We start from the raw sequence: 6,000 nt of genomic DNA, 5'->3' as shown, positions 1-6,000 counted from the left end.
AACCGCCGTATACGGAACCGTACGTACGGTGGTGTGGGAGGTCGAAACGGGAATTAATCCCGTTTCTCCTACCCGATTTTGTAATTTTTGTTCTTGTTGATAAGAGCATAATTTAGTTTTTGTGTTTTTTTTTGTGATACGAAAATGATTACAAATAAGAACAAGAACAAAGAGGCACAAGAGAATACACGGTTTTTTGGTTACAGAATATCTACGCAAGAAATTTGGCGTAAAAAAACAGGTCAGCGAGATATTCGGGATCACCGAGCGTTCCGTGAACAAGATCTGGGCGCAGTACAAAAAAGGCGGCAAACGGGGCCCTGGCAAGCAGGAAGCGGGGCGCCCAGGGCGGGAAGAAACTCAAGAAAGACCAAGCTTACAAGGTAAAACAGCCCATCAAGGAAAAACTTCACGAGCAATAGAAGCTTCCCTTTGGCCTTTGGGTCAGAGAGTCACTCCAACAAAACCGTTATATAGCAATAATCCTATGCTGCGCTCAGGGTTCAAATAGAGAATCATAGGTAAACTCCATCACATTCATAGGGCGTACTCTGTAAAGGCGACAATAGGTAAATTTCGAAAAGAAATAACAAAAAATCATTACGCAACCAATAGCTTTTTTTTAATCCTAATCCAAAATACTTAATTCAAGTCTTTTGTCATAACAGAATAAAAGTGTTTCTTTGTAATTTAGAATCTGTCTAAATAATAATTTCTAATCCATTCCATGATAAAAACCAAAATTCTTATAGCAGATGCACATACACTTACAAGGGAAGGGTTAAAATCGCTTCTGTCCAAAAGGAAAGACATTCAAATTTGTGGAGAGGTTAAACACAGTAAGGAATTATTGGTCAAACTAAATAAAATAAATCCAGACATCATCATCATCGATTTTTTTATTCCCGACTATTTCAGCATAGAGGATATTGCATTCATCCGAAAAAAATATCCGCAAATAAATGTAATTGTAGTGACTACCAATCAAAACAAGCAAGATGTACTTAAAGTCCTTGATTATGGTGTGAAATCCTATCTTTTAAAAGAGTGTGATGAAGGAGAAATAATAAACGCTGTTTATGCATCGGCGAAAGAGGAAAAGTTTTTCTGCGGAAGGGTGATGGATGTTATTCTGGAAAATGTTACCCACCATTGCCCAAGTGGCTCTGTATGCCACCATTGTCAACCTATTTCGTTAAGCGAAAGAGAGGTTGAAGTTATAAGCCTCATTGCCGAAAGCTATACAACCAAAGACATAGCCAATAAATTAAACCTTAGTTTTCATACCATTGGCACCCACCGCAAAAATATTTTCAAAAAACTAAAAATACGGAACTCCTCTGAGCTGATCATCTACGCTATAAAAAAAGGGATCATCAAACCACAACAAACTTAATTCACTACCTCAATTGCGGTATTTCCCCTCCCTGTTTTACATGACTTAAAATACCGCTTCTAGGGTATTGTTTAGAATAATTCTAAATAATACTTTTGTGATATCAATTTTCAAAGCGTATCCTAAATTAAAACTATGAAGAAAGTAATTTCAATTGTTGCTTTAACCCTTATAAACGTAACTCTATTTGCCCAAGATGAAATAGGAAATATAAAGGCTACTATTTTAAATACTACAAATACGCCATTGGGTTCTTCATCAGTATCATTGATAAATTTGCCGGACAATAGCATGGCGGATGGGAAAATAACCGATGAAAACGGAATTGTTTTCTTTAAGGATATTCCTATTGGAAATTACAGTTTATCAATATCCCATCTGGGATATCAAAAAAAAAAATCAATAATGTAATTGTAAAAGTTGAAAAAACAACAACTTTAGATAAGATAATCATGATAGAAGAATTGCTGACGCTCAATGAAGTTATTGTTACGGCAACAAGAACTGTAAGACAATTATCCTCTTTGCCCTTGCCTGCTCAAATTATATCTAAAAAAGATATTTCACGTTCAAATTCCATTCGCTTAAGCGATATTTTAAACGAACAAACCGGCTTGATAACGGTACCCGATTTTGGTAGCAGTGAAGGCGTTCAATTGCAAGGTTTGGATTCGCAATACACTTTAATTCTTATAGATGGTGTTCCCCTTGTTGGCCGTTCTGCAGGCACATTGGATATTAATAGGATAACCGTTGGAAACATTAAGCAGATTGAGATTGTTAAAGGCGCTTCTTCAAGTTTATATGGTAGTGATGCGCTTGGGGGTGTTATCAATATTATAACCGAAACACCCAAAAACGGCTTTAAAGGCAACTTAAATTATAGGCTGGGCACTTTTAACACAAACGATATAAGTACCGCTATTAACTTTAAAAAAAATGACATAGGTGTTATTGCCTTTTTAAATAAATACAGCAGTGATGGTTACGACCTAATTGAAAATGACAATCTTAATACGGTTGAGCCTTTTGCTAATTATACAATGAACACAAAAGTTACCTATGATTTTTCCGATGATACCGACCTCTTTGTTTCAGGAAGATATTACACTCAAAATCAGGATTACATTTCCTCTGAAGATTTGAAAGGCGAAAGCGTTATCAATGAGTGGAATACACATTTAAAATTAAGCCATGAATATAATGGGAAATGGAACAGTTACTTCGAGTTTTATGCGACAAGATATAAAGCTGATGAATATTTAGACACTAACGATGGGACACGTTTTAGCGATAATTTCTTTAATCAACTAATGGTCCGCCCAGAAATTAGGGCCATGTATAATCCCAATGATGAAAATTCTTTTATAGGCGGTATTGGTTTTAACCGCGAAACATTGGACAGGACCGATTTCACAACGGACCCGGAATTCAATTCGTTTTACACATATTTTCAATATGATGGCAATCCAACCGAAAAAACAAATATTATTTTAGGGGTCCGTTTTGAAACCCATAACATATATAAATCCCAATTTAGCCCAAAAGCGGCCCTTCGTTATGAACTTAATGATAAAATAGCTTTAAAAGGCTCCGTAGGATATGGTTTTAAAGCCCCTGATTTTAGGCAACTCTATTTCGATTTTACAAATGCAACAGTAGGTTATACGGTTTTAGGCTATAATGCTGTAGCAAATGCAATTTCACAATTAGAGGCCCAAGGACAAATTGCCAATATAATTGTGCCAATTTCTGAATTTGAAGGTGAATTAAACCCTGAAAACTCGGTCAGTATAAATATAGGTGCCGATTATAAGCTTTCTTCTACCCTTAACCTCAATGTAAATGTATTTAGAAACAAAATCAAGGGTTTAATCGACACTCGAATTATTGCCAATAAAACTAACGGTCAAAATATATTCAGTTATTATAATGTCAATAAAGCGTACACTCAAGGATTAGAGTTTAATTATACTTGGATGTCAAGCGAACAACTTAAAATATCAGGGGGTTACCAATTATTATTTGCAAAGGACAAAGAAGCTGAAAGAGCTTTTAAAAATGAAGAAGTATTTGCCAGGAAAAATCCAAGCTCTCCATCATTTCAGCTTGAAAAAGGCGATTATTTCGGTCTATATAACCGTTCAAGGCACATGTTGAACCTAAAAGTATTTTATGCCATCCCAAAATGGGGGCTCGACACCAATATTAGGGCAACTTATCGTAGTAAATACGGATTGCAGGACAGTAATGGAAACGGCTATTTAGACGTTTACGACATTTTTGTGGACGGGTACACCATTATTGATTTTGCAATTAATAAAACACTTTATAAAAATTATCAAATGAGTTTTGGGATTGATAATTTACTGGACTTTACAGATGCCCAAAACATTAGCAACATCCCAGGAAGAATTATTTACGGAAAACTTAATATTCAATTTTAATACTTAAATACAAACCAAATGAAAACAATTCAATTAGTGACTTTAGTAACATTATTTATAGGTTTTACCTCTTGTAATAGTGATGACAATACAACGCCGTTATTGGAAGTAGAATCGCAAAACATTTCAAATTTGTACGCGCCACAAGAAGGTGGACAAGGCCAACCTGTTTCGGGTCAATTTGCAAAATTTGACTTTGCAACTGGTCAAACAACAACAAGTGGTACGGAATGGGACATCGCTTTTAGGGGAACCACCATAATAGTAAATGGAGGGGTTTCCTTAGGCACAACAGACGAACCTGAAAGAACCGGAAATGCAGCCGCATATATTGCAAATGGAACCATGGCATCTATTACAGATGTTGATGCATCGTTATTTACACAAGATTCCAATACAGGTTATGCCATTGCAAGTGGTAGTGGCAACGGTTGGTATCTATATGATTCACAGGCAAATTTAATTACCCCAATAGCGGGTAAAATATTGGTGTTTAAAACGAGAAATGGAAATTATGCAAAAGTTGAAATTTTAAGTTATTATAAAGATGCACCTTCCAACCCCAAAGTAGCGGTTGATGAAGGCAGGTATTTTACTTTCAATTATGTATATCAACCAAATGAAGGTGTTATAACATTCTAATTATCGTTAATCAATAAAAATGGAAAAAATGAAAAAAGCAGGAATCATTACCTTGATCCTAGGTATAATGGTATCGGGAAACCTCTCACTTACCGCCCAAGCAAAAAAAGTTGGAGTTTTAATACTTGCCCATGGCGGGAAGCATAGTAGTTGGGACGATACAGTAAAAAATGCTACGGAAAGCTTACGGGAAAATTACATGGTGGAAGTGGCATTTGGAATGGCAAATCCAACAACAATGCAGGCAGGAATTGACAAACTGGAAAGCAAAGGAGTTACAACCATAGCTGTTGTTCCATTGTTTATTTCATCATACAGCCCAATCATCCGACAAAATGAATATCTATTGGGACTACGGGACACATTGGCCGATCCGCCAATGATAATGATGCACCATGGCAGTGGGAATATGGAGAAGAAAGGGAACCATAGCACAATGAAAAAAGAGGATAAGCATAATTCCATGGCTTCTATGCCAATGGAAGCCTCGCATTCAATGATAAACGCCGAAGAAAAAATGGAATTGAAACCCCTCCATTTTAAATCAAAAATAATTTTAACAAACCCATTAGATGCTCATCCACTTGTAGCAGAGATTATTTATGACCGCATATCCGAATTAAGTACAAATCCAATAAATGAAACAATACTTATTGTTGCTCACGGCCCTAATGACGAAAATGATAACAAAAATTGGGTAAAAACAATTGACAATCTTGCTGACCAAATACGAACAATGCAATCGGAAAAAGGGAATAAGTTTAAGCAAATATTTGGGCTTACAGTTCGTGATGATGCAAATCCTGCTATTTATGAACAAGCCAAAGAACAACTTAGAACCCTCGTTTCCCAATCTGGAAAAGATGGAGAAGTAATTGTTGTTCCACTATTACTATCGCAAGGTGGCATTGAAGCTGGGTATGTAAAAAGGTTGGAAGGATTGAATTATAAATGGAGCGGTAAAACACTATTGCCTCACCCTAACATTACAAAATTTATTAAAACATCCGTTGAAGAAGCATTGAAAACAAAGAAAATAGAAGAGTAAATTCGAGTTTTTAGATTTTTAAAAATGAAAAAAAAAGCGAATTTGAAATTAAACCTAAAAAAATATCGGAATTGATCACTCTTTCGGAACTACAAAAACGTGCAAAAAAAGGCTGAATTTAGAATTGCCCAAAACCTGTTATTGGCATCTAAAATTTAGCAAACCGACAAGTTTCGGCTGAATATTGGAAACGCAAAACTTTGCGATTGATTCCAAGCGGGACAATCCATATTTTCAAATTTTCAGTTTCCAATCCAATTTAATTGTCAACAATATCGCTTGATAAATTTACTTATCTGTTGCCTCAAAAGGTCTAATTTTGCTTTGTGCCTATTTAAAATACCTATCCAGCAGGTCTTCCAAACGCCATTGGCGCACCATTTTCTATAATGATAATAAGACCGCCTCCCAGCTCAATGGTTTTTCACCAAAAAATATCTGCTTAGGCAATTGATGTCATGGAACGC

Annotated in this window: 6 protein-coding genes; all 6 read left to right on the top strand. The window is 35.8% G+C overall.

Annotated elements, in window-relative coordinates:
- Positions 1 to 196: 196 nt before the first annotated feature.
- Entirely contained in the window at positions 197 to 511 is a 315-nt protein-coding gene (locus ACU1LP_RS15855) for a hypothetical protein (RefSeq protein ID WP_445735133.1), read from the top strand.
- Between the two features lie 216 nt (positions 512 to 727).
- Positions 728 to 1,396 carry a response regulator transcription factor gene (locus ACU1LP_RS15850; RefSeq protein ID WP_445736767.1) on the top strand — a complete coding sequence of 223 codons (669 nt, stop codon included), beginning with the start codon at positions 728 to 730 and terminating at the stop codon, positions 1,394 to 1,396.
- Positions 1,397 to 1,531: 135 nt separating this feature from the next.
- The gene (locus tag ACU1LP_RS15845; protein ID WP_445736766.1) at positions 1,532 to 1,807 is read left to right on the top strand and encodes a carboxypeptidase-like regulatory domain-containing protein; all 276 of its coding nucleotides are present in this window, start codon (positions 1,532 to 1,534) and stop codon (positions 1,805 to 1,807) included.
- Positions 1,808 to 1,848: 41 nt separating this feature from the next.
- Positions 1,849 to 3,843, top strand: coding sequence for a TonB-dependent receptor plug domain-containing protein (locus ACU1LP_RS15840; protein WP_445736765.1), 1,995 nt, complete (start codon positions 1,849 to 1,851; stop codon positions 3,841 to 3,843).
- Between the two features lie 18 nt (positions 3,844 to 3,861).
- Positions 3,862 to 4,485 carry an HmuY family protein gene (locus ACU1LP_RS15835; protein WP_445732154.1) on the top strand — a complete coding sequence of 208 codons (624 nt, stop codon included), beginning with the start codon at positions 3,862 to 3,864 and terminating at the stop codon, positions 4,483 to 4,485.
- A 28-nt stretch (positions 4,486 to 4,513) separates the two neighbouring features.
- A complete protein-coding gene (locus ACU1LP_RS15830; protein ID WP_445732153.1) occupies positions 4,514 to 5,533 on the top strand; it encodes a sirohydrochlorin chelatase in 1,020 nt (339 codons plus the stop codon).
- Positions 5,534 to 6,000 lie beyond the last annotated feature (467 nt).

The organism is Mariniflexile sp., assembly GCF_052728615.1.
The sequence above is the reverse complement of the archived record's forward strand: the minus strand, read 5'-3'. Positions and strand labels throughout refer to the sequence as shown.

What these genes read in the sequence shown, in the direction of transcription:
- ACU1LP_RS15850 (WP_445736767.1), top strand. Translation starts at nt 728, where the DNA reads ATGATAAAAACCAAAATTCTTATAGCAGATGCACATACACTTACAAGG.
- ACU1LP_RS15845 (WP_445736766.1), top strand. Translation starts at nt 1,532, where the DNA reads ATGAAGAAAGTAATTTCAATTGTTGCTTTAACCCTTATAAACGTAACT.
- ACU1LP_RS15840 (WP_445736765.1), top strand. Translation starts at nt 1,849, where the DNA reads ATGATAGAAGAATTGCTGACGCTCAATGAAGTTATTGTTACGGCAACA.
- ACU1LP_RS15835 (WP_445732154.1), top strand. Translation starts at nt 3,862, where the DNA reads ATGAAAACAATTCAATTAGTGACTTTAGTAACATTATTTATAGGTTTT.
- ACU1LP_RS15830 (WP_445732153.1), top strand. Translation starts at nt 4,514, where the DNA reads ATGAAAAAAGCAGGAATCATTACCTTGATCCTAGGTATAATGGTATCG.